At 73.2% G+C, this 22,197-nt stretch carries 18 protein-coding genes and 1 tRNA gene; 14 read left to right on the forward strand and 5 right to left on the reverse strand.

Going from position 1 to position 22,197, the window contains the following annotated elements; translation table 11 throughout:
- Positions 1-53 precede the first annotated feature (53 nt).
- Entirely contained in the window at positions 54-1,904 is a 1,851-nt protein-coding gene (locus OG500_RS22585) for a dolichyl-phosphate-mannose--protein mannosyltransferase (RefSeq protein WP_442907146.1), read from the reverse strand.
- Between the two features lie 198 nt (positions 1,905-2,102).
- Here OG500_RS22585 and rsmI point away from each other — a divergent pair, with 198 nt between their 5' ends.
- The 6 genes from rsmI to OG500_RS22615 all read left to right on the forward strand — a co-directional run bounded on the left by rsmI (position 2,103) and on the right by OG500_RS22615 (position 8,457).
- Positions 2,103-2,963 (forward strand): 16S rRNA (cytidine(1402)-2'-O)-methyltransferase, encoded by an 861-nt coding sequence (gene rsmI, locus OG500_RS22590; protein ID WP_327068506.1) that lies wholly within the window; start codon positions 2,103-2,105, stop codon positions 2,961-2,963.
- A 350-nt stretch (positions 2,964-3,313) separates the two neighbouring features.
- Positions 3,314-3,796: a hypothetical protein gene (locus OG500_RS22595; RefSeq protein ID WP_329582908.1), complete on the forward strand. Its 483-nt coding sequence runs from the start codon at positions 3,314-3,316 to the stop codon at positions 3,794-3,796.
- A 79-nt stretch (positions 3,797-3,875) separates the two neighbouring features.
- Complete coding sequence (locus OG500_RS22600; protein WP_329582910.1) at positions 3,876-4,769, forward strand: TatD family hydrolase; 894 nt, start codon at positions 3,876-3,878, stop codon at positions 4,767-4,769.
- A 33-nt stretch (positions 4,770-4,802) separates the two neighbouring features.
- Positions 4,803-5,684 carry a 16S rRNA (adenine(1518)-N(6)/adenine(1519)-N(6))-dimethyltransferase RsmA gene (gene rsmA / locus OG500_RS22605; RefSeq protein WP_327068509.1) on the forward strand — a complete coding sequence of 294 codons (882 nt, stop codon included), beginning with the start codon at positions 4,803-4,805 and terminating at the stop codon, positions 5,682-5,684.
- Complete coding sequence (locus OG500_RS22610) at positions 5,681-6,622, forward strand: 4-(cytidine 5'-diphospho)-2-C-methyl-D-erythritol kinase (protein WP_329582915.1); 942 nt, start codon at positions 5,681-5,683, stop codon at positions 6,620-6,622. The genes rsmA and OG500_RS22610 overlap by 4 nt, the downstream gene beginning before the upstream one ends.
- 41 nt (positions 6,623-6,663) lie before the next feature.
- Positions 6,664-8,457: an ABC-F family ATP-binding cassette domain-containing protein gene (locus OG500_RS22615; RefSeq protein ID WP_329582918.1), complete on the forward strand. Its 1,794-nt coding sequence runs from the start codon at positions 6,664-6,666 to the stop codon at positions 8,455-8,457.
- A gap of 80 nt (positions 8,458-8,537) precedes the next feature.
- Here the strand turns inward: OG500_RS22615 and OG500_RS22620 are convergent, their stop codons facing one another.
- The gene (locus tag OG500_RS22620; protein ID WP_329582920.1) at positions 8,538-10,628 is read right to left on the reverse strand and encodes an FUSC family protein; all 2,091 of its coding nucleotides are present in this window, start codon (positions 10,626-10,628) and stop codon (positions 8,538-8,540) included.
- Positions 10,629-11,019: 391 nt separating this feature from the next.
- Here OG500_RS22620 and OG500_RS22625 point away from each other — a divergent pair, with 391 nt between their 5' ends.
- From OG500_RS22625 to OG500_RS22635, 3 genes are all read left to right on the forward strand, one after another.
- The gene (locus tag OG500_RS22625) at positions 11,020-11,655 is read left to right on the forward strand and encodes a hypothetical protein (RefSeq protein ID WP_327068513.1); all 636 of its coding nucleotides are present in this window, start codon (positions 11,020-11,022) and stop codon (positions 11,653-11,655) included.
- 43 nt (positions 11,656-11,698) lie between these two features.
- Positions 11,699-13,384, forward strand: coding sequence for a WXG100 family type VII secretion target (locus OG500_RS22630; RefSeq protein ID WP_327068514.1), 1,686 nt, complete (start codon positions 11,699-11,701; stop codon positions 13,382-13,384).
- 122 nt (positions 13,385-13,506) lie between these two features.
- Positions 13,507-14,997, forward strand: a complete 1,491-nt coding sequence (locus OG500_RS22635) for a S8 family serine peptidase (RefSeq protein ID WP_327068515.1) — start codon at positions 13,507-13,509, stop codon at positions 14,995-14,997.
- 86 nt (positions 14,998-15,083) lie between these two features.
- Here the strand turns inward: OG500_RS22635 and OG500_RS22640 are convergent, their stop codons facing one another.
- The 3 genes from OG500_RS22640 to OG500_RS22650 form a co-directional block, all read right to left on the reverse strand.
- The gene (locus OG500_RS22640; RefSeq protein ID WP_329582924.1) at positions 15,084-15,713 is read right to left on the reverse strand and encodes a GOLPH3/VPS74 family protein; all 630 of its coding nucleotides are present in this window, start codon (positions 15,711-15,713) and stop codon (positions 15,084-15,086) included.
- A 132-nt stretch (positions 15,714-15,845) separates the two neighbouring features.
- Positions 15,846-16,169, reverse strand: coding sequence for a hypothetical protein (locus OG500_RS22645; RefSeq protein ID WP_329587676.1), 324 nt, complete (start codon positions 16,167-16,169; stop codon positions 15,846-15,848).
- A gap of 6 nt (positions 16,170-16,175) precedes the next feature.
- A complete protein-coding gene (locus OG500_RS22650; RefSeq protein ID WP_327068517.1) occupies positions 16,176-17,120 on the reverse strand; it encodes an SPFH domain-containing protein in 945 nt (314 codons plus the stop codon).
- 104 nt (positions 17,121-17,224) lie between these two features.
- Between OG500_RS22650 and OG500_RS22655 the strand changes: the two genes are divergently transcribed.
- The 5 genes from OG500_RS22655 to OG500_RS22675 all read left to right on the forward strand — a co-directional run bounded on the left by OG500_RS22655 (position 17,225) and on the right by OG500_RS22675 (position 22,094).
- Positions 17,225-18,145, forward strand: coding sequence for an ABC transporter ATP-binding protein (locus OG500_RS22655; RefSeq protein ID WP_329582927.1), 921 nt, complete (start codon positions 17,225-17,227; stop codon positions 18,143-18,145).
- The gene (locus OG500_RS22660; protein ID WP_329582930.1) at positions 18,142-19,425 is read left to right on the forward strand and encodes an ABC transporter permease; all 1,284 of its coding nucleotides are present in this window, start codon (positions 18,142-18,144) and stop codon (positions 19,423-19,425) included. The genes OG500_RS22655 and OG500_RS22660 overlap by 4 nt, the downstream gene beginning before the upstream one ends.
- 248 nt (positions 19,426-19,673) lie before the next feature.
- Complete coding sequence (locus OG500_RS22665) at positions 19,674-20,987, forward strand: MFS transporter (RefSeq protein ID WP_327068520.1); 1,314 nt, start codon at positions 19,674-19,676, stop codon at positions 20,985-20,987.
- Between the two features lie 160 nt (positions 20,988-21,147).
- Positions 21,148-21,223: transfer RNA gene (locus OG500_RS22670), tRNA-Thr, on the forward strand.
- Positions 21,224-21,425: 202 nt separating this feature from the next.
- Positions 21,426-22,094 (forward strand): response regulator transcription factor, encoded by a 669-nt coding sequence (locus OG500_RS22675; RefSeq protein ID WP_327068521.1) that lies wholly within the window; start codon positions 21,426-21,428, stop codon positions 22,092-22,094.
- Positions 22,095-22,197: the final 103 nt, after the last annotated feature.

The following is a 22,197-nucleotide window of genomic DNA, read 5'->3' on the forward strand; positions in this document are numbered from 1 at the left end:
CTGGTACACACCTCCCAGGTGGGAACGGGCGTACCAGCGGCCCGGTGGGGCCCTCAGATCCAGCTGGTGAACCACATCCGCGAGCGCCAGTCGTCGATCGGAATCACCTGCCCGGTGTACAGCGGATAGAAGTAGAGGAAGTTCCACATCACGGCCAGCACCAGCACGCCGGCCGCCGCGCCGCCCACCAGCCGCCGCTCGCGGCTCGCATCCGCGGGCCCGATCATGGCGCCGATCAGCATGGTCACGGCCAGCACCAGGAACGGCACGAAGGCCACCGCGTAGAACAGGAAGATGGTCCGGTGCTGGTACTCGAACCAGGGCAGCAGCCCCGCGCCGAGCCCGCACAGCACCGCGCCGGCCCTCCAGTCGCGCCGCAGCGCCCACCGGTACAGGCAGTAGACCAGCGCGATGACGCCCGCCCACCACAGCAGCGGGGTGCCGATCGCCAGCACCTCGGAGGCGCACGCGCTGGCCTTGCAGCCGCTCTCCCCGAACTTCGGCGACTCGTAGTAGAAGGAGACCGGCCGGCCCAGCACCAGCCAGCTCCACGGGTTGGACTGGTACATGTGGGGGGTGCTGAGGCCGATGTTGAAGTTGTACATCTGCGCGTGGTAGTGCCACAGCGCCCGCAGGCCGCCCGGTACCCAGGTCATGTCCACCTGGAACGGCATCTTGACCTTGCCGAACACCGGCAGTGAGACGAACTCGGTGGACAGGCCGTGCCGGCCCACCGCCCAGTCCCGTCCGTAGCCGCCCTTGCCCGGCGCCGTGCTGCTGGCCAGCCAGCCCGACCAGGAGCTGATGTAGACGACCAGCGAGACGACCACGATCGAGGCGAACGCGGGCAGCCCGTCGCGGACCAGGACGGACCAGTACGGCCGGCGGGCACCGGCCAGCTTGCGCGCGCCCAGGTCCCAGAAGACGGTCAGCAGGCCGAAGAAGGCGGCCACGTACATGCCGCTCCACTTGGTGGAGCAGGCCAGGCCCACGCAGACGCCGGCGGCCAGCCGGTAGGGCCGCAGGCCCAGCCGCAGCCGGTGGGCGAGGTCGGGGTCGGACAGCTCGCCGAGTCGGCGGGCGATCCTGGCCCTGGTGTGGTCCCGGTCCAGCAGCAGGAAGCCGAAGGCGGCCAGGATCCAGAACATGACGATCAGGTCGAGCAGCGCGGTGCGGCTCATCACGAAGTGCAGCCCGTCCACCGAGAGCAGCAGGCCGGCCACGCAGCCCAGCAGGGTGGAGCGGAAGAGCCGGCGGCCGATCCGGGCGAGCATCAGGATCGAGAGCGTGCCGAGCAGGGCGACCATGAACCGCCAGCCGAACGGATGCATCCCGAAGAGCTGCTCGCCCATGCCTATCAGCCACTTGCCGACCGGCGGGTGGACGATGAACGCCGGGTCGGTGCGGTAGGGGATCACCTGGGGGTGCGAGACCAGCTGGGCGTTGGCGTTGTCCGGCCAGGAGGTCTCGTAGCCGCCCTGCCAGAGCGCGTAGGCGTCCTTGGCGTAGTACGTCTCGTCGAAGACCACCGCGCCCGGGCTGCCCAGGTGCCAGAACCGCAGCAGGCCGCCGAAGAGCGCCACCGCCAGTGGGCCCAGCCAGCCCGCCCAGCGGCAGAGCCAGCTCCACAGCCGCGGGTTCAGCCGGATGCCGGCCCGCAGCAGCAGCGGCGAGGGCGCGACCTCCTTCGGGGTGACCCCGGGACCGTCCGGCATCGGCGGCACCAGGCGGTCGGCGAGCGGGGCCCGGCGCGGCGGCCGGTAGTCGTGCGCGGCCAGCCGGCGCAGCCAGCCGCCGCCCGGCCCGGCAGTCGTGCGCGCGGCCGGGACACCCGCGTCGGCGGCCTCCGGGAGCGTGCCGTCCTGGTCGGTGTCGCCAGGGGTCTGCGCGGTGGTCTCGACCACCGCTGTCTCTGCCGCCGTCTCGCCATTCACCCGCACATCGTAGGGGCGAGGCCGTACGGCAGGCCCCCGCCCTGCGAAGCTGCCCGGTTCGTCACCATTCGCCGCCGGTGCCGCACTTGGCGGGTCCGGCGCCACCGGGCGCCGTCCGGGGCCGTCCGGGGGCGCTCCGGTGGGCGCGGGCCTGACAGGATGGGGAGCGTGACAGGTGTACTCGTGCTGGCAGGAACCCCCATCGGCGACGTCTCGGACGCCCCGCCCCGACTGCTCACCGAGCTCGCCTCGGCGGACGTGATCGCGGCCGAGGACACCCGGCGGCTGCGCCGGCTCACCCAGGCGCTCGGCGTCACCCCCACCGGGCGGGTGCTCTCCTACTTCGAGGGCAACGAGGTCGGCCGCACCCCCGAGCTGGTCGAGGCGCTGACCGGCGGAGCCCGGGTGCTGCTGGTCACCGACGCCGGGATGCCCTCGGTCTCCGACCCCGGCTACCGCCTGGTGGCCGCCGCGGTCGAGGCCGGCATCAAGGTCACCGCGGTGCCGGGCCCCTCCGCCGTGCTCACCGCGCTGGCGCTGTCCGGGCTGCCGGTGGACCGCTTCACCTTCGAGGGCTTCCTGCCGCGCAAGGCCGGTGACCGCTCCCGGGCGCTGGCCGAGATCGCCGCCGAACCGCGCACCATGGTCTTCTTCGAGGCCCCGCACCGGATCGCCGAGACGCTGGCCGCGATGGCCGAGGCGTTCGGCGCCGAGCGCCCGGCGGCGGTCTGCCGCGAGCTGACCAAGACCTACGAGGAGGTCAAGCGCGGCCCGCTCGGCGAGCTGGCCGACTGGGCCGCCGAGGGGGTGCGCGGCGAGATCACCGTGGTGGTGGCCGGTGCCCCGCCCGCCGCCCCGCAGCTGCTGACGGACGCCGAACTGGCCGAGCGGGTGGCCGCCCGGGAGGCGGCCGGCGAGCGCCGCAAGGAGGCGATCGCGGCGGTGGCGCTGGCGGTCGGCCGGCCCAAGCGCGAGGTCTTCGACGCGGTGGTGGCGGCGAAGAACCGACCCTCGGAGCACGGAGCGTGATCATTGCGGGCTGGTCGTGATCATGGCTGGTCAGAATGGGTGAATACGGTCTCGCCCGGTGGATCGCACGCGCGTACGGTGGAGTGATGGACACGACCGCGTACGCCGGTTGTCCTCGTCGTCCCCGGACGGCCCGCCGACGTCCTGCGCGCGCCCGGGGTCCAGTGACAAGGTAAAGCGGAGACCTGCTAAACCCGCACTGACCTGGGGTTCTACCGGTCCTCCGTACAGGGATCCCCAACTCGGGGCCAAGTCTCGGCAAGCCGGGCATCGGTTCGGGGTGCTGGGGCATTTCATCGGATGGAAAGACCCGAACCGGACGAACGTCCGGCGGGCGCTGGGAGACCGCGATGAGCGACACAATCGGTAGCCCTCTGGGCGGCACTCCGGTGGCCGACCTGAAGCCGGCCCCGGACACCCCGGACCGTGCCCCCCACCCGGGCACCGGCGGCATGGCCGCCGCGCAGCACGTCGGTGGGCTGCACCCCTCCGGCGCCACGGTGCAGGAGGCCTACTCCTTCGCCTGCCTGAGCTGCGGCTACGGCTGGGAGCAGTCGTACGACATCCAGCACCACCGGGCCGAGGACGGACACACGATCGTCCAGTACTACGCCAACGGGGTGCGGGTTCCCTCGCCGCTGCTGCAGCCGAGCTGCCCGGGCTGCGGTGGCCACACCGTGCGGATCATGCGTCCGGGACGGGTGGCCGCGGTCGAGAGCTCCCCGCACCACACGCCGGGCTACGCCGCCCACGCGGAGCCTGCCGAGCCGGCCGCACCCAAGGAGACCAGGTACCGGCAGCACTGGTACCAGTTCTGGCTGCCCGCCGCCTGATCGCGCCGAGCGCCCGCCGCACGCGGGCCCGCCCCCGCCGGACGGGCCCGCGCGGCACGCCCCGCTAGGCTTCTGGACCATGGCTGCCAAGGACGACCGCACCACCCCGCCCCCGCCGCCCGCACCGCTGGCGGTCGCGGTGGCCGACTCGCACACCCACCTGGACATGCAGTCCGGCAGCCCGGCCGAGGCGCTGGCCAAGGCCGCCGCAGTGGGCGTGACCACCGTGGTGCAGGTCGGCTGCGACCTGCCGGGCTCGCGCTGGGCCGCCGAACTCGCCGCCGAGTTCGAGCAGGTGCACGCGGCAGTCGCGCTGCACCCCAACGAGGCGCCCCGGCTGGTCCTCGGCACGCCTCTGCCCGGAGAGGAGGGCGACGGGTGGTCGGGACAGCGGCGCACCCCGGGCGGGTCGGCGGCGCTGGAGGAGGCGCTCGCCGAGATCGACCGGCTGGCCGCGCTCCCGCAGGTGCGCGCGGTCGGCGAGACCGGCCTCGACTACTTCCGCACCGGCCCCGAGGGCGTGGACATCCAGAAGGAGTCCTTCCGGCGCCACATCGAGATCGCCAAGCGGCACGGCAAGGCCCTGGTGATCCACGACCGGGACGCCCACCAGGACGTCATCGAGGTGCTGCTGGCCGAGGGCGCCCCGGAGCGGACCGTCTTCCACTGCTACTCGGGCGACGCCGAGATGGCCAAGGTCTGCGCCGAGCACGGCTGGTACCTCTCCTTCGCCGGCCCGGTCACCTTCAAGGCCAACCAGCCGCTGCGCGACGCGCTGGCCGTCACCCCGCTGGAGCGGGTGCTGGTGGAGACCGACGCGCCGTTCCTCACCCCGCACCCCTACCGCGGCAGGCCCAACGCGCCGTACCTGATCCCGGTCACGGTGCGCTCGATGGCCCAGACCCTGGGGCTGACCGAGGAGGAGCTGAGCAGCGCGATCGCGGCGAACACCGCGCGTGCCTTCGGTTACTGATCGAGCGGCCACGCGAACGCCTATCCTTGCCCGGTGAGCACCACCGACCCCACCCCTGACAGTCACCTGCTCGGCGCCTCCGACATCCGGGAGCTGGCCGCCACGCTCGGGGTCCGCCCGACCAAGCAGCGCGGGCAGAACTTCGTGATCGACGCCAACACCGTGCGCCGGATCGTCCGGGCCGGCGGGGTGACCCCCGAGGACGCGGTGGTGGAGGTCGGGCCCGGGCTCGGTTCGCTCACCCTGGCGCTCCTCGAGGTGGCCGCGCACGTCACCGCCGTCGAGATCGACCCGCTGCTCGCCCAGCACCTGCCGGCCACCGTCGCCGCCCGGATGCCGTCCGCGGCCGGCCGCTTCGACCTGGTCCTCAGCGACGCGATGGAGGTCACCGAGCTGCCCGGCCCCGCGCCCACCGCGCTGGTGGCCAACCTGCCGTACAACGTCGCCGTCCCGGTGCTGCTGCACATGCTGGCCACCTTCCCCAGCATCGAGCGGACCCTGGTGATGGTGCAGTCCGAGGTGGCCGACCGGCTGGCCGCCAAGCCCGGCAACAAGGTCTACGGCGTGCCGTCGGTCAAGGCCAACTGGTACGCCGAGGTCAAGCGGGCCGGTGCGATCGGCCGCAACGTCTTCTGGCCGGCGCCCAACGTCGACTCCGGTCTGGTCTCGCTGATCCGCCGTCAGCCGCCGGTCACCACCGCCTCGCGCACCGAGGTCTTCGCGGTGGTGGACGCCGCCTTCGCCCAGCGCCGCAAGACGCTGCGGGCCGCGCTGGCCGGCTGGGCCGGCTCGCCGGCCGCCGCCGAGCAGGCGATCGCCGCCGCCGGCATCGACCACACCCTGCGCGGCGAGATGCTCACCGTCGAGCAGTTCGCCGCCATCGCCGAGCACAAGCCGAAGGGGCCCCACCAGTGATCACCGTCCGGGTGCCTGCCAAGGTCAACGTCCAGCTCGGCGTCGGCGGTCTGCGCGGCGACGGCTTCCACGACCTGGCGAACGTCTTCTTCGCGGTGGCGCTCGGCGACGAGGTGATGGCCCGGCCCGGCACCGGGGTCACGCTGACCTGCACCGGCCCGGACGCCGCGCTGGTCCCGCTGGACGAGAGCAACCTGGCCGCCCGCGCCGCCCGCCTGCTGGCCGCGCACCACGGCATCGAGCCGGGCGTCGAGCTGCACATCGCCAAGGCCATCCCGGTGGCCGGCGGGATGGCCGGCGGCAGCGCCGACGGGGCGGCCGCGCTGGTCGCCTGCGATGCGCTGTGGGGCCTGGACACCCCGCTGCCCGAGCTGCTCGCGCTCGCCGCCGAGCTGGGCTCCGACGTGCCGTTCGCGCTGCTGGGCGGCGTCGCGCTGGGCCGCGGCCGGGGCGAGCTGCTGGAGCCGCTGCCGGTGGGCGGCGGCTTCCACTGGGTCTTCGCGGTGGCCGAGGGCGGCCTGTCCACGCCCGCCGTCTTCCGCGAGTGCGACCGGCTGCGCGAGGCCGCCGGCACCGGCCACACCGAGAGCGAGGTGCCCACCCCCGACGCCGACCGCGCGCTGCTGGCCGCGCTGGCCGAGGGCGATCCGGTGGCGCTGGCCGCCGCCCTGACCAACGACCTGCAGGCCGCCGCCCTCTCGCTGCGCCCCGCCCTCGCCGACTGCCTGGCCGCCGGCCTCGCGGCCGGTGCCCTCGGTGCCCTGGTCTCCGGCTCCGGCCCGACCTGCGCCTTCCTGGTCAAGGACGCCGCCGCGGCCGACAGCGTCGCCGAGGCCCTGACCGCCTCCGGCACCTGCCGCACCGCCCACCCCACCCACGGCCCGGTGCCGGGGGCCCGGGTGATCACCAGCGCCGACGGCGCGAGCGCGAGGCCCTAGGCTGGAGGCTCCAGTCCGTCCAGCCCAGGAGCGCAGCACTAGTGGCCGTCAACCTCGCCACCATCGAGTCCGTCACGAAGGTCTACGGCACCCGGGCCCTTCTCGACGGGGTCAGCCTCGGCGTCAGCGAGGGGGACCGGATCGGCGTCGTCGGGCGCAACGGCGACGGCAAGACCACGCTGGTCCGGATGCTCGCCAAGCTCGAGGAGCCGGACACCGGCCGGATCACCCACTCCGGCGGGCTGCAGATGGCGGTGCTCACGCAGCACGACTCGCTCGACCCGAAGGCCACCATCCGGCACGAGGTGATCGCCGACCGGGCCGACCACGAGTGGCTCGGTGACGGCCGGATCCGCGACATCATCCAGGGCCTGTTCGGCGGTCTGGACCTGCCCGGCTTCGCGAACGGCCTGGACACCGTGATCGGCCCGCTCTCCGGTGGCGAGCGCCGCCGGATCGCGCTGGCCAAGCTGCTGCTCGGCGAGCCCGACCTGATCGTGCTCGACGAGCCCACCAACCACCTGGACGTCGAGGGCATCGCCTGGCTCGCCCAGCACCTGCAGAACCGCCGCTCGGCGCTGGTCTGCGTGACCCACGACCGGTGGTTCCTGGACCAGGTCTGCACCCGGATGTGGGACGTGCAGCGCGGCGAGGTGCGCGAGTACGAGGGCGGCTACTCCGACTACGTCTTCGCGCGCGCCGAGCGCTCGCGGATCGAGGCGACCGAGGAGCAGAAGCGGCAGAACCTGGCCCGCAAGGAGCTGGCCTGGCTGCGCCGCGGCGCCCCCGCCCGGACCTCCAAGCCGCGCTACCGGATCGAGGCGGCCAACGCGCTGATCGCCGACGTGCCGGAGCCGCGCGACAAGAGCGAGCTGATGAAGTTCGCCAACGCGCGACTGGGCCGCACCGTCTTCGAGCTGGAGGACATCACCGTCAAGGCCGGTGACAAGCTGCTGCTGGAGCACCTGACCTGGAACCTCGGCCCCGGTGACCGGATCGGCCTGCTCGGCGTCAACGGCGCCGGCAAGACCTCGCTGCTGCGCGCCATGCAGGCGGCCTACGCCACGCAGGGCGACGTGCAGCCGGCGTCCGGCGTGATCAAGGTCGGCAAGACGGTGCGGCTGGCCTACCTCTCCCAGGAGGTCGCCGAGCTCGACCCCGCCACCCGGGTGCTGCAGGCCGTCGAGCAGGTGCGCTCGCGCGTGGACCTCGGCAAGGGCCGCGAGATGAGCGCCGGTCAGCTCTGCGAGCAGTTCGGCTTCGGCAAGGACAAGCAGTGGACGCCGGTCGGCGACCTGTCCGGTGGCGAGCGGCGCCGGCTGCAGCTGCTGCGGCTGCTGATGGACGAGCCCAACGTGCTCTTCCTGGACGAGCCCACCAACGACCTGGACATCGAGACGCTCAACCAGCTGGAGGACGTGCTCGACGGCTGGCCCGGCTCGATGATCGTGATCAGCCACGACCGCTTCTTCATCGAGCGCACCACCGACACCGTGCAGGCGCTGCTCGGCGACCGCCGGATGCGGATGCTGCCGAACGGCGTGGACGAGTACCTGGAGCGCCGCGCCGCCGTGGTGGCCGCCGCCGCGCCGGCCATCGCCGTGGCGCCCGCGAAGCCGGTGGGCGACACCCGGGCCGCGAAGAAGGAGCTGCAGCGGATCGAGCGTCAGATCGCGAAGCTCGACAAGGAGGAGAGCAAGCTGCACGGTCAGATGGCCGAGCACGCCGCCGACTTCAGCAAGATCGCCGAGCTGGACGCGAAGCTGCGCAAGGTGCGCGAGGAGAAGGAGGAGCTGGAGCTGAGCTGGCTGGAGCTGGCCGAGGACGCCTCCTGAGGCGTCCTCAGGAGAACGCCTCAGGAGGGCTGGTGCTGAGGACTGGTGCTGAGGCTCGGTCGGCTTCGGTCCGGTCGGCTTCAGCCGAGTAGCTGCTCCAACTCCCCGGCTGCTTGGGCGAGTGCGCTGCGCTCGGGGTTGTGCGGGCCGGCCGGCCGCTCGGTGCGGCCGTCCGGCGGGCGGTGCGCGCGGGCGGCTGCGGCCAGCCGGTCCAGCGCGGCCAGGACCCGGGCCACCTCCGCCGGTTCGTTCGTCCGGCCGCCGTAGCGCAGCTGTGCCGCGTAGGCGGCCACGGCGCCGCCGAGCCGCTCCAGCGCGGCCGTGGCCGGCAGCCAGGCCTCCGCGCGGCGCCCGGCCGGCGGCGGCTCGGTCAGCCCGTACCGCACCTCCTGCCGGGCGTCCGCCAGTGCGCGGTAGGCGGTGCGGCGCAGCCAGACCTGGGAGGGGGCGCGCTCCTTCGCGGGGGGTGGGGTGGGTGCGGTCGGTGCGGTCGGTGCGGTGGGTGCGGTGGGCCCGGTCGGTCCGGTGGGCTCGGCGGGCCCGGTCACCGAGAGCAGGTAGGCGCGCAGCGTGCCGGTGGCCGTGACGATCCGCGGCTCGATCCGGTGCGGCGCCCGCTCGGGCCACAGCAGGTAGCCGAAGACCAGCACGATCAGGCTCGCCAGCAGCGTGTCCAGCACCCGCGGCCCGACCTCGGCCACCCCGCTCTGGCCGCCCAACTGCACCAGCACCAGCGCCATCGGCGTCATCACCGCGGTGTTCAGCCCGTAGTGCGCCGCCGCCGAGTAGGGCAGCAGCGCCACGCAGAGCGCGGCGACCGCGGCCAGCAGCCAGGGCTCGGTGGTCAGCGACAGCAGCGCCGCGGTCAGCGCCACCCCCAGCACGGTGCCGACCGCGCGGCTGACCGCGCGCAGGAAGACCGAGCCGAGGTCCGGCTTGAGCACGAACGCCACCGTCATCGGCACCCAGTACGCGCGGTCCAGCGGCAGTCCTGCCGTCACCAGCTCGGCCACCGCGACGCACAGTGCCACCCGGCTCCCGTACCGCACCGAGCCCCGGGACAGCAGGCGCGCCCGCAGCCGCCACGGGTCCGGCGGCGGTGCGGCGGCGGCCCGGACGGCGGTCGCCGGGTCGCCCGCCCGGCCGGCCACCGCGTCGGCGGCGGTGCGCAGGGCGGCGTCCAGGGCCTGACGGGCCGGGGTGTCGGGGGACCAGTCGGGCAGCTGCGGCGTGTCGGTGGCGGCGGTCCCCGGGGTGCCCGCGGGTGTGGTGTCGGGGGTTGTGGCGGCTGCGGGAGCAATGAGTTGGCGGGCCAGGGCTCCCGGCAGGGCGGCGACCTGCGGCGGTACCGGGCGCTGGGCCCAGAGCAGCCCGGTCGCCGCCTCGCTCGCCGCCAGCGCCGCCTCGTACGCGCGGTGCAGCCGGCGCAGCTCGGCGGAGTCCTGCGGGCGGGGGCCGGCCTGGCCGCGGGGACTGCGGGGGCGGGGCAGCAGGTCGGCCAGCGGATTCTGCAGCAGGTCCTGCAGCTGGTTCAGACGGGCCGTCAGCACCCGTCGGGCCGGCGCCCCCTGCGGTGTGCCGAGCGCCGCCAGCAGCTCGCCGAGTGCCTGGTACACCGAGGCCAGGGCCTGGACCCGGGGATCGTCCGCAGGGCGGGCCGGGCGGTACGGCAGTCCGAGCAGCAGCACCAGGGCCGCGCCGAGCAGCATCAGCGGTCCGGCCGCCCACCACGGGTGGGCCGGGGCCATCCCGTCGCCCAGCGCCGCCGAGACCAGCAGCAGCATCCCCGCGCCCGAGCCGCGCGGCCCGGTGGCGCTGAGCGCGCCGGAGGCGAAGCCCAGCAGCGTCAGCACCGCGACCGCGGCCGGCAGCGGAACGTCGAAGTGCCGCAGTGCCCCGCCGATCACCATGCCCAGCGCCGAGGCCCCGACCGCCGAGCCGATCCGCTGGACGCGCGACCAGGCCGGCTCCACCCGGTCGTTGATCGTGGCGTGCATCGCACCCAGCGCCGCGAACACCCCGAACCCCAGCCGCCCGCAGGCCAGTCCCACGAGGAGCGGCAGCGCCGTCCCGGCCGCCGCCCGCACCATCAGCGCCCACGGGACGGCGGGGCGGGTCGGCCGGGCCGCGTGGGCCCACCAGGGCGGTCGTGGGGCTGGACTGCTGCTCATATGGGTCAAACCTGCCATATCCGTGCGGTGCCGCTGTCGCCGGGCCGGTGTCGCCGGGCAGTTCCTGCCCGGGCCGGTCTCGCCGGGCCGCTCTCCTGGGGGAATCCCGGGTGCACTGCCCTGACGGGGTTTCGGAGGGCCCTTCGTCCAGGAACACTGCCGTGGTGGCGTTACGTCCGGACGAGGCCAGCATGACAAGTCCGTACCGATAACGGCCCGCAATCCCATGGCCACTGCCGTGCTGACAGAGGTGCTCGCTAGGATGTCCCATGGCTGTCGCTGCCTGGCCAATAGGCGCTCGGCCACGTACCGGTGTGAGATTTCGAAGGCGATGAAGTGTTGCGGCACGGCGGCCCGCTGGCCGGTCCGTGTACGGGGGAGGTGCACCGCAATGGTTGAGATGGTGTCTGCGGGCGACGGCGGCCCGGTTGCCGCGCCCAGCTACTTTCAGCAGGGGGCCAAGAACGCCACCTACGACATGGCGCGTCAGCTGGCCGTGGACGCGGGCGGGACACAGAACCTCTCGCTCGAGATGGAGACGCTGACCGAGTTCAAGAAGCGCGTCGACGCGATGCTGACCTCGCTGGACGGCTCGGACGCGTCGCAGCCGAAGATCGCTCAGCAGAGCCTGGAGCAGACCCACTTCGGCACCGGCTTTCCACAGTCCGGTGACCTGTACAGCGCGTACAACATCGTGCACACCAACCTCGAGACGCTCTCGACCGCGCTGTCGAACCAGATCGAGGCGATGAGCATCGCGATCAACATCTCGATCAACGGCTACCAGAACGTGGACGATTCGCAGCGCGAGACGCTCTGGAAGATCCACAACCAGACCGACGCGCAGTACACCTCCGGGGTGAACCCGACGGGCATCGTCGCGGCCGTTCCGTCCGACGGCACCACGACGAGCGGCACGACGACGACCGGCGGCACGACGACTCAGGCCTCGGTCACCACCGGTGGCACCACCACGACCGGTGGCAGTACCACCACGGGCGGCGGAACAGGCAGCAACGTCGGATGAGCCTGCCCAGCAACCGAATCGACACCGGCACGGGGAGCCTGTGATGCCCAATCCTTCCGTCGACGACACGCACAGCTATTTCGCCGGCATGTCGCACCAGCAGCTGCTGGACATGGTCAAGAACGCGGATCCGACCACGCTGTCCAACCGCAGCGGTGCGCTGAGCAGCGCGTCCACCACGCTGAGCGACATCAGTCAGCAGCTGACGAGTAACGTCCGGCAGCTGGAGTGGACCGGTCCGGCCGCCGACAGTTTCCGGGACTGGGCGGGCAAGATCTCCACCGCCACCCAGAACCTGAGCGACTACGCGCAGACCTCCTCCACCTCGCTGGAGACGGCGAGCACCGCGCTGGGCACGGCGAGCAAGGCGATCCCGCCGCTGCCGAGCAAGGACATGGACACGGTCAACCGGTACAACTGGCAGCCGTGCGTGCCCCTCGCCAGCGAGGCGCAGATGAAGGCGCAGAACCCCAACTTCGTGACCACCGCGGAGATGCAGGCCGCGCAGGCCAACGTCACGAAGGACCACGAGGACGCCATCACCGCGATGACGACGCTGGCGGGCGCGTACACGCAGTCGACGTCGGAGATACAGTCGCAGACGCCGCCGCTGTTCCCGCCGACACCGACGTCGGTGATGGGGCCGGAGCCGCAGTCCGTCTGGAGTGCCACTGGCGTCAACTACGGTGGTGGCTCAAACGGGGGCGGTACGTCAGGCGGTAGCCGTGGCGGCGGGTCCACCTACCAGCCGTCTCCGCAGCAGCGCGTCGTGCAGCCCGCACCGCCCACCGTGCATCCGCCGGTCACGGGCCCGACGCCGGTGCCCAACCCGCCGAAGCCCCCGCCGGTGCACACGGGTCCAGTCAGGCAGCCCTACCAGCCCGTTGGCCCGGTGCAGCCCATTCCGGTGCAGCCCGTCCCGGTGAACCCGCCGGTCTCCAACCCGGTTGTTCCGCCGCCGAGCACCGGCATCGACAGCGCCCCGCCGGCGCCGACCCTGCCGCCGCCGACCGGCACCACCGGTGGGCTGCCCCCGCAGGGCGTCCCGGGTGGGGGCAGCGTCCCGACCGGTCCGAACGGTCCGATCGGCTTCGGCGGCTACCCGGGAACCGTGACCGGTGTGCCAGGCGGCAGCCTCGGCGGCTACCCCGGCGGCAAGACCTCCGGCTACCCGGACGGCGGCTTCCCCGCGCCCCGCACCACCAACCGGCTCGGCGGCGCGAGCGGACCTGGTCCGGAGGAGGGGATCTCCGGCGGTGTCAGTCGTCCTGGCGCCGTGTCAGGGCGCTCCCAGCTCGGCGCGAACGCGATCGGTGCGGAGGAGTCCGCCGGCGGCATGGGCGGCGGCGCCGGCAGCCGGGGCATGGCCGGTGGCGGCATGGGGGCCGGTGGCGGTGCCCGTGGCGGCTTCGGTGGTGGCGGTGTCGGCAGTGGCAGCGGCGCCCGTGGTCGCGGGTTGGTGTCCACCGAGGGTGGCGAGGTCGGCAGCAGCCGTGGTCCCGGTGCGAGCGGTGAGTTCACCCCGGGCGGCAGCGGCCTGCGGGCCCGTGCCGGTGCCAACGGCGAGGGGCGCCCGGCCGCCGAGGGCCAGGCCGGCATGTTGCCCGGCGCTCACGGGAGTGCCAAGAAGCGGAGCAAGGACCGCCGTGGCCGCGCCGACTACCTCGTCGAGGACGAGGAGACGTGGCTGGGTGGAACCCCGGAGAGCAATCCGGACGTGATTGAGTAAGGCTCGGATCTCCTGCCCGGCCACTGGGTGAGTCTCGGTGGCCGGGCAGATCTGTTCGGTCGAGCCGGTGTTCGGCCAGCCACGGCGATGAGGAGAGCGTGATGCGGCGATCAGGCGCGGGCATGCGGCGGCGGGTGGCCGCAGCGCTTGCCTTGACCATGTGTCTGGGTGGCGGTCTGGCCACGGCGGCGCAGGCGGCTGACACGCCGCGCGGCGATGAGTGGCACCTGGACGCGCTGCACATGCCGGAGGTCTGGCAGACCAGCACTGGGGCGGGTGTCACCGTCGCGGTGATCGACAGTGGCGTCAAGGCCGATCTGCCGGATCTGGTCGGTCAGGTCCTGCCTGGCAAGGACCTCAGCGGCCTCCCCGGCGGAGTGAACACTGATCCCGAGGGCCACGGCACCGGGATGGCAAGCGTTATCGCTGGATCAGGCAAGAACTTCGATGGCAAGGGTGCTGAGGGTCTTGCGCCCGGCGCACGGATTCTGCCGATCAAGGTCAACACGAACTCAAATTCGAGCACGGCCATCGGGGCTCCGGCATCCCTCAAGCAGATCGACGAGGGCATCACCTACGCAGTTGATCAAGGCGCCAAGGTGATCAGCATCTCGCAGGCGATTCGAAACATTGACATTTCGCCGTCGGATGTCTCGGCACTGCAGGACGCCGTCAACTACGCGATCAGCAAGGGACGGCTGATCGTGGCTGGTGCGGGAAACAGCGGGCAGGAGGGCAACTGGCCGATGTACCCCTCGGTGGCCTCGGGCGTCGCTGCCATCGCCGCCTTCGATGAGCAGGGGAACCACACGGCCGAATCCGAGTACGGCCCACAGATCGCCCTTGCGGGACCTGGACAGGACATCATCAGTGCCTGCATCGACCCGTCGGGGTACTGCAAGAGCCACGGCACCTCCGACGCGACTGCGCTGGTTGCCGCCACCGCCGCCGTCCTCTGGCAGGTCCACCCCGACTGGACCGGCAACCAGATCCTCCGCGTCCTGATGAACACCGCCAACAAGCCCAACAACGGCGCCAACCGGTCCGACTACATCGGCTTCGGCAACGTCAGCCCCCGCAACGCGATCCACTACACCGGTGACCCCGGACCGGCCGACGTGAATCCGCTGATCGCCGCCGGCATCGACGTGAATCCCCCCGGCTCGGCGTCCGCATCCGCCCCCGCCTCCCCCTCGGCCGCCGCCTCCGCTCCGGCGACCGGTGCCGCACCGACCGGCTCCACCGCCAACAGCGCTTCCGCGGCCCCGGTGCCCGCGACCCACGCGTCCGGGAAGTCCTCCAGCAGCATGCCGCTGATCATCGGCGGTGCCGTCCTCGCGGTGCTGGTCATCGGCGGCGTGGTCTTCTTCGTCCTGCGCCGCAAGGGGGCTGCGGCCACCGCGCCCCCGGCACCCGGCGCGCCGTACGGCTACCCGGTGCCCCCGCAGGGCCCGCCGGCTCCGCACACCCCGCCGGCGCAGGGCTTCGGTCCGCCGCCCGCGTACGGCCCCGGTCAGCCGCCGTACGGGCAGCCCCCGCAGCAGCCGCCTGCCCAGGGCAACCCGTACCAGCAGCCCCAGCCCGGCCCGTACCAGCAGCCGCCGCAGGGCTGACGCCGCAGCTCGCCGGGCCTCGTCGGCCCCACTGGCCGGACCGGTCCACCGGCCCAACCGGTTCGGCGGGCCCAACCGGCCCGCCGTCAGCTCGAGTACGCCGCGTGCCGGGCCCGGACGGCGCGGCGCAGGGCAGCCGGGGCCGGTCCGGTGAGCGCGGTCAGTTCGGCGATCCGGGCGCGCTCGGCACGTCGGCGCTGGCGGGGCAGCACGGTGGACATGTCGCCGGCGGCGGCCAGCGCGACCACGGCGGCCCGCCAGGGCTCGACCTGCTCGGCCGGGCCGGTGAAGGCCGCTTCGACCTCGGCGGCCAGGCGCTGTCGCACGGACTGGTCGCGCGGGACCGGGCGCAGGGTGGGGAACAGGCCGAGCACCCGGTGCTCGGCCAGGTCCAGGTAGCCCTCCTCGCTGAGCCGGTCGCGCACCGCCAGGGTGAAGGGACGGTCCTTCGTTCTGACCCAGCGCTCCCAGCCGTGCGGCTTGGACTCGGTGATCTGGTCCAGCACGCTCCGCAGCACCGGGTCGAGTCGGGCGGGGGCCGGGCGGTCCGGCAGTGGGCAGCCGGCCCGGTCGGCGATCAGGCCGCGCTGGAGCAGGTCGGTCAGGGCCGCCGCGCGCAGCACCAGGCCGAGCTCGCCGCGGCGGCGCAGGCAGGCGGCGTCCGGTGGGTATGCCAGTAGGTAGAGCTTGCCGGGGAGGGTGTCGGGGAGGTCCATCGGATGCTCCAATCCGGTCCGGGTGCCGGGGGCCGCAGTGAGTCATTCCCAGGGGGCGGGGGTGTTGCGCAGCTGCCGGAGGTCGGGCGGACCGGCAAGGTCCGAGAAGTCGGCGAGCCGGCCCGGCGGCGCTCACCGCGCCGCGTCCCCGTCACCTCCTGCGGAGTCGCGCCCCGCGGTGTCGTCCGCCGCGGAGTCGCGCCCCGCGGTGTCGTTCCCCGCCGCGTCGTCCGTCGCCGTGGCGTCGGGCGTCCGGGTGGCCTTGGGCGGCCGCCCGCGGCGGGCCATTCCTGCCGCGTCGCGCGGCATCCGTCCGGCGTCGCTGAGCGCGCGGCGCAGCAGGAACTCGATCTGGGCGTTGGTGCTGCGCAGTTCGTCACCCGCCCAGCGGGCCAGTGCGTCGTGCACCGCGGGATCGAGGCGCAGCAGGATCTTCTTGCGTTCGACGGTCACCAGCTGCGCTCACTGGTAGAGGGAGCCGGTGTTGACCACCGGTTGTGTGCCGCGGTCGCCGCAGAGGACCACCAGCAGGTTGCTCACCATGGCGGCCTTGCGCTCCTCGTCGAGTTCCACGACGTCGTGCTCGGCCAGCCGGGCCAGGGCCAGCTCGACCATGCCGACGGCGCCCTCGACGATCCGGGTCCGGGCCGCGACCACTGCACCGGCCTGCTGCCGCTGCAGCATCACCTGGGCGATCTCCGGCGCATAGGCCAACCGGGTGATGCGCGACTCGATCACGGTCACGCCGGCCGAGGCGACCCGGGCGGAGATCTCGGCGGACAGGGTGCGGGTGATCTCCTCGGCGCTGTCGCGCAGCGAGACCAGGCCCTCCTCGCGGGAGTCGTAGGGGTAGCTGTTGGCGATGTGGCGCACGGCGGTCTCGGACTGGATGGAGACGAACTGGCGGAAGTCGTCCACCTCGAAGACGGCCTTCGCGGTGTCCTCCACCTGCCAGACGACCACCGCGGCCATCTCGATCGGGTTGCCCTCGGCGTCGTTGACCTTGACCATCGCGGTCTCCTGGTTGCGGATCCGGGTGGACACCGTGCGCAGGTTGCTGAACGGGTTGACCCAGGTCAGCCCGGGGCGGCGCAGGGTGCCGCGGTAGCGGCCGAGCAGCGTGACCACGCGGGCCTGGCCCGGGGCGACCACGGCCAGACCGCGGGTGCAGACCAGGCCCGACAGCACCGCCAGGATGCCGACGACGAGCAGGGGGACGCCCGGGGTGCCGTGCTGATTCGCGGTCAGCGCGATGCCGGTGACGACCAGTGCGATGCCGCCGAGCAGCAGGAGCAGGCACAGCCCGAGCATCGGCAGGCCGGGGGCGCCGGTGGCGATGCGTTCCTCGACCTTGGGTGCGGGCATGGCGGGAAGGTCGGTGACGGGTGGTTGCTGGTTCTGGCTCATCGCGAGGTTTCCTTCCGTCCAGCGCTTGGCATCAATCTAGCATAGTGATATCACTTTATTGGGCGGTCGAAACGGGGGCCGGCCAAGAACGGGAGGAGCGGGCAGTGAATCTGAGCGAGCGAAGGCTGGAGGTGGACGGCCTCTCCAAGCGCTACGGCGACACCGTGGCGCTGCGCGAGATGACGTTCGAGGTCCGTTCCGGGGAGATCTTCGGCTTCGTCGGCAGCAACGGTGCCGGCAAGACCACGACCATGCGGATCGTGCTCGGCGTGCTGGCGGCGGACGCCGGGGAGGTGCGCTGGGACGGTGACCGGGTCACCCTGCGGACCCGCAGCCGGATCGGCTACATGCCCGAGGAGCGCGGCCTCTACCCGCGGATGCGGGTCGGCGAGCAACTGGAGTATCTGGCCAGGCTGCACGGCCTGAGCGCGGCCGAGGCCGCCCGGGCCACCCGCGAGTGGACCGAGCGCCTCGGCGTGGCGGCCCGGGTCGGCGACGAGGTCCAGAAGCTCAGCCTGGGCAACCAGCAGCGGGTCCAGCTCGCCGCCGCCCTGGTGCACGACCCGGTGATCCTGGTGCTGGACGAGCCGTTCTCCGGGCTGGACCCGGTGGCGGTGGACGTGATGAGCGAGGTGCTCCGGGACAAGGCGGCGTCCGGGGTGCCGGTGATCTTCTCCAGCCACCAGCTGGAGCTGGTGGAGCGGCTCTGCGACCGGGTCGGCATCGTCCGCTCCGGTGCGATGGTCGCCTGCGGCCCGGTGGACGAACTGCGCTCCGGCGGCGGGGAGCTGCTGGTGGTGGACGCGCCGGCGGCCCCGGGCGGCTGGGCGGCCGGGGTGCCCGGCGTCACCTCGCACCGGATGGAGGGCAGCCGTACCGTCCTCGAACTCGCGCCGGGCACCGACGACCAGGCGGTGCTGGCGGCGGCGCTGGCCACCGGGCCGGTGCGCGAGTTCGCCCGCCGGCGGCCGTCGCTGACCGAGCTGTTCCGGCACGTGGTGAGCGAGCAGGAGGACGCGTCATGAGCGGCACGAACGGAACGAGTGGGATGAACCGCACCAGCGGGGCCGGCGGGACCGGCGGGACCGGCGGGATGAACGGCCAGGACATCAGGCTGGAGTCGCGCGACGCCATCACCCTGGTGGCCCGGCGCGAGTGGACCACCCGGGTGCGCTCCAAGGCGTACCGGATCAGCCTCGCCGTGATGGTGCTGGCGGTCGTCGCGACCAGCGTGATCTTCCACTTCGTGCACACCGGCGGCCAGAGCACCCAGACGATCGGCCTGCTGCGCCAGGACGCCCCGCTCTCCGCGCCGTTGGAGGCCGCGGGCACCGCCGCCGGGCAGCACGTGGTCACCCGGACCGTCCCCGACCAGGCGGCCGGCCAGGCCCAGGTGCGCGGCGGACAGCTCAACGCCCTGGTGATGAGCGCGCCGCAGGGCCTGCAGGTCACCGTGAACAAGTCCCTGGACGGCACGCTGCGCGGCGTGCTCGGCGCCGTCGCGCGGGAACAGGCGCTGGATGCCCAGATCACCCGACTCGGCGGTGACCCGGGCCAGGTGGCCGAGGCGGCGGGCGCGGCGAGCGTGCAGGTGTCGACCCTGCAGCCGCCCAAGCCGGCCCACACGCAGCACCTGATCGTGGGGATCGTCGCTGGTTTCCTGATCTACCTCTCCCTGATGACCTGCGGCCCGATGATCGCGCAGGGCGTGGTCGAGGAGAAGAGCAGCCGGGTGGTCGAACTGCTGCTGGCCACCCTGCGTCCCTGGCAGCTGATGGCGGGCAAGGTGCTGGGCATAGGACTGCTCGGTCTGGTCCAGGTCGCGGTGGTCGGCGGCGCCGGCGTGGCCGCGGGCAAACTCACCGGCACCCTGTCGCTCTCGCTCGGCGGCTCGGCCTCGGCCGTGCTCTGGGCGGTGGCCTGGTACCTGGCTGGCTTCGCCCTCTACGCCAACCTCTTCGCCGCCGCGGGCGCCCTGGTCTCCCGTCAGGAGGACCTGGCCGGCGTCCAGTTCCCGCTGATCATGCCGATCATGGCCTCCTGGATCATCGGCATCTCGGTCCTGCCCGGCACCCCGGACAACAGCCTGCTGACCGTCCTCTCGATGGTCCCGCTCTTCGCCCCGGTCCTGATGCCGATGCGGATCGCCCTCGGCGTGGCGCCGATCTGGCAGAGCGTCACCGCCCTGCTGCTCACCCTCGCCCTGGCCGTTCTGCTGATCCGCTTCGCCGCCCGCATCTACCGCAACTCCGTCCTCCGCAGCGGCGCCCGCGTCAGCTGGCGCGAGGCCCTGAAGGCGGCGTAACAGCCCCTGGGGATCCCGCCCCTACTGGTCGCACGGAGGGGCGTTGTGGCCGGGGGCGGGTTGTGGGGAGGTCGCCCCCGGTGGGCGCTGGGGGTGTTGGTGGGGAGTGGGGGTGGGGGTGTGCGCCCCCGTCACTCGGGCGGCGGATGACGGGGGTGTGGCCGGCGGGGGATGGTCGGAGCATGGGGATTGATGGTGTGTCAGATCAGGGTGGGCCGGGGCCCGGTGTGGGTGAGGGGCTTGGGCGGGTGGCTGTTGCCGCCTTCGTCGGGACGGCGATCGAGTACTACGACTTCTTCCTGTACGGGATGGCGGCGGCGCTCGTCTTCGGGCGCGAGTTCTTTCCGGTGCTCAGTCCCGTCAACGCTCTGCTCGCGGCGCTGTCGGTCTATGCGGTGGCGTTCGTGGCCCGGCCGGTGGGTGCGGTGCTGTTCGGGCACTTCGGGGACCGGGTGGGGCGCAAGGCGGTCCTGGTGGCGTCGCTGCTGATGATGGGGCTGTCGACGGCGGCGGTGGGGCTGATGCCCGGGTACGGCCGGATCGGGATCTGGTCGCCGGTGCTCCTGGTGCTGTTGCGGTTCTGCCAGGGGATCGGGCTGGGCGGCGAGTGGGGCGGTGCGGCGCTGCTGCTCGCGGAGTACGCGCCGGTGCGCCGGCGCGGGCGCAGCGGCGGGTATCTGCAGCTCGGTGCCGCTGTGGGCTCGGCGCTCGCCACCGCGGTCTTCCTGGCGCTCTCGCTGGGGCTCACCGAGGGGGAGTTCACCGGGTGGGGGTGGCGGCTGCCGTTCCTCGGCTCGCTGGTGCTGGTCGGGGTCGGGCTCTTCGTCCGGCTGCGGATCGCGGAGACGCCGGTGTTCGCCGCGGCCGAGGCGGGTGCGCGGTCCCCGGTGCCGCTGCTGACGGTGCTGCGCGGGCACTGGCGCACGGTGCTGCTGGGCGGTGGCCTGCTCTGCTTCGGCTACGCGCTCTTCTACCTGACCGGCACCTACGCCCTCGGCTACGCCACCGGCCAGCTGGGCGTGGACCGGACGCTGATGCTCAGCCTGCAGCTGCTCGCCGCGCCGGGCGGTGCGCTGGCCATCTGGTTCAGTGCGGCGAGCTCGGACCGCTGGGGGCGGCGACGGTCCCTGCTGGCCGCCTTCGCGGCCGCGATCGTCTGGTCGCCGCTCTTCTTCCCGCTGCTGGAGACGCTGCGGCCGACGCTGCTCCTCTTCGCGGTGGTCACCACGGGGGTGCTGTCGGGGCTGCTGCTCGGCCCGGTCGGGGCCTACCTGCCGGAGCTCTTCCCGACCTCGGTGCGCTACACCGGCGCCGCGCTCACCTACAACCTCGGCGGCGTGGTGGGCGGAGCGACGGCGCCGCTGGTCGCCACCCGGCTGACCGCCGCCTACGGGACGGCGGCGCCGGTGGGCTGGTGCCTGGCGGTGCTGGGCGTCGCCTCGGTGCTCTGCCTGCTCGCCCTTCCCGAGACGAACGGCCAGGACCTGACCGTCGATCAGCGGGCCACCGACCATCCCGGCCGCCGGCCCTCCGCCGCCGTCACCGGGGGCCCGGCGATCTAGTGCCGCGTCAGGCACTGGGTCGGACAGGCTCCGGCCGCCGGGCCGGTCCGCCGCGCCCGGGGGCGGCGTGGCCGGGCCGGTGGGGCGCGTGGCGCCTGACGGGCATCGATTTCCCAAGACCCGCGATGACCATGTAATGTCTTCCTCGTTCGACCGGTTCGCCCCTATAGCTCAGTCGGTAGAGCGTCTCCATGGTAAGGAGAAGGTCTGCGGTTCGATTCCGCATGGGGGCTCCATCGGAGAAGGTCCTCGCCAGCACGGCGAGGGCCTTTTTCGTTATTCTCGCTGCCACTGTTCCATCCCGTACTCATCCAACCCGCCGGTATCTAGCGATCGGGTCCGCGATGCGCTGTGATGGGGCGTCAACAGTGGTGTGGCGTAAGGCCGGTACGCGTCGCGCGGATGCGGCTCCGCGCAGGGTTGTGGGGGAGGGGCCCCTTGGGCGTGCGGCTTGTCGTCGTCGACGATCACCGGTTGCTGGCCGAGGCACTGGCTGCCGCGCTGCAGGTGCGCGGGCACCGGGTGCTGGCGGTGGGGTGTCCCACGGCGGCCGGACCCGAGCTGGTCGCCCAGCGCCGGCCGGAGGTCTGCCTGCTCGGGGTGGCCCGTCCGGGCAGCCCGGGCGCCTTCGCGCCGGTGCGCAGGCTGCGGCAGGAGCGGCCGGAGGTCGCCGTCGTGGTGCTCGGTCCGGTGGACGACCTGCGCGGGGTGGCGAACGCCTTCGCCGCCGGGGCGGCGGGCTTCGTCCGCAGCGACGAGCGGATCGAGGTGGTGGACCGCTCGATCACCCGGGCCAAGGCCGGCGAGGCCGCGGTGACGGTGGAGGTGCTCCAGGCGGCCTTCGAGCGGCTGCTGCACCCGGTGCGGGAGCCGGACGACGAGGCGCTGCGGCTGCTCGGCGCGCTGACCCGCCGCGAGGTCCAGGTGCTGGTCCGGATCGCCGAGGGGCAGGACACCCAGGAGATCGCGGTCGGGATGGGGATCGCCCCCAGCACGGCACGCACCCACGTCCAGCGGGTGCTGATGAAGCTCGGGGCCCGCACCCGGCTGGAGGCCGCGGCCGTGGCCGACCGCACCGGCCTGCTCGCCCGCCTGGTCCGCGAGTAGGGCCGTCGCCCAGAACCTGATGCCGGGCAGGGCCCGCTGGCCGCCCGGCCCTGCTCCGTGCTGCCCCGAACGCGCCGTCCACGCCCGAATCTGTTGACTGCTG

Source organism: Kitasatospora sp. NBC_01250 (assembly GCF_036226465.1).
Lineage (GTDB): Bacteria > Actinomycetota > Actinomycetes > Streptomycetales > Streptomycetaceae > Kitasatospora.